Below are 1480 nucleotides of genomic sequence, written 5' to 3' on the forward strand. Positions count from 1 at the left end.
GCGGCCGCGGATCGCCCGCGAGCGCGGTCGCGGCCATGCGCGCGACCGGCAGCGTGACCTCGGGCCGCAGCGCGAGCAGCGTCCCGTCCAGATCGGTGAGCCGGAACGCGTCGCGCTCGATCGCCGCGCCGGCGCCAGCAGCGAGCACGTCCCAGCGCTCGATCACCGGCGTCTCGACCGGGTCGTAGCCCCACAGCGAGCACGCCCGCGCGAGCGCGGCCAGCAGCGCCTCGCGCTCCGCGGCCTCGGCCGGCAGCGCGTCACGGAACCCTCTGGGTGTCATCGGTGCGGTGTTCATACTTTAGCACAGTAGAGTGATGGAGTGCCGATGTCAAGCACCTCGGGCCGCCTCCCTCACTCGCGCCGCCACCGCGCCGTCGACCGTGCGCATCGCGGCGAGCCCGGAGCGCGCATGCTTCACCCATCCCGCGCCGCGCGCCTCGAGCGCCTCCCACGCGATCGCGACGTCCCCCGGGCGCTCATCGACCAGGACCTCGAACAGCTGCGCCGCCTGGTGCAGGTCTTTGTCCCGCTTGGCGTGGAAGACGGCGGGACGCTCGTCCGCCACGATCAGCTTGTGGAACGCGAACCGAGCGGGCTCGGGAACGGTGACGAGCACCCCGTCGCCGGCCACCACCGCGGCGCGGATCGGCGACTCCATGACGTAGTCGAGGTAGCGGAGCGGCTGCGCGACGGCGCCGAGCCGCGGCACGGCGACGGGGCCGGACGGCATGCGGCCGCGGACGGGGGTCAGCAGATCGACCCTGAGCGCCTTGCCGCGCACCTTGTAGGAGGTCGAAGGGCTGCCGCGATCGAGCGAGGGAACCGGCAGGAAGCCCATCTCGAGCGACTCGAGGACGCCCTGCACGTCCGCCGAGCCGGTCGCCGGGCGGCCCTCCGTGGCAGCGTCCTCCACTGCCACGTCCACGCTCCCACCGGACGCGAGGTCGATGTCGTGGGTGCGCATCCACGCCCCATCCCACACCACGCCGAGCGCGTTGCCCAGCGCGGTGAACGCGTGCGTGCCGACGAGTACGCACCCGGAGCGGAACAGCCCGGCATCCGCGAGCGCGCGCAGCACGCGCTCGGAGGCAGCATCCGTGGTCTGCGCCCCGCCTGCGCGCAGTAGCGCACACAGCCGGCGGATCGACGCGCGCTCCTCGGCTGCGCCGGGCCGCTGCGCGGCGTAGCGCCGCATCGCCCGCTCGAGCACCTCATCGTGCCGGCCAAGGTAGGTCTGCCGCTTCACGCCACCGGGCTCCAGGTACTGGAAGTACACGTACCGCTCGCCCTTGACCACCTTGGTCGTGAAGGTGCCGCGGACGTGGCCGACCGCGCGGGTCGCCTCGAACGCGATGAGCCGCTCGACGAGTTCCGCGTAGATGGTCTGGGTCTCAAGCGCCTGCTTGCGCACGTCGTCGTCCTCTCGACGAGTTATACGCAGGATACTCGCGTTGTGCGTATAACTCAACCGCGGACC

At 72.3% G+C, this 1480-nt stretch carries 2 protein-coding genes; both read right to left on the reverse strand.

The window, feature by feature from the left end; translation table 11 throughout:
- On the reverse strand, positions 1-298 hold a 298-nt coding region (locus FDZ70_10590; protein TLM66216.1), incomplete at its 3' end, for an ATP phosphoribosyltransferase regulatory subunit.
- A gap of 33 nt (positions 299-331) precedes the next feature.
- On the reverse strand, positions 332-1414 hold the full coding sequence (locus FDZ70_10595; protein TLM66217.1) for a hypothetical protein: 1083 nt from the start codon (positions 1412-1414) through the stop codon (positions 332-334).
- Positions 1415-1480: the final 66 nt, after the last annotated feature.

The sequence above is a fragment of the Actinomycetota bacterium genome (assembly GCA_005774595.1).
Lineage (GTDB): Bacteria > Actinomycetota > Coriobacteriia > Anaerosomatales > D1FN1-002 > D1FN1-002.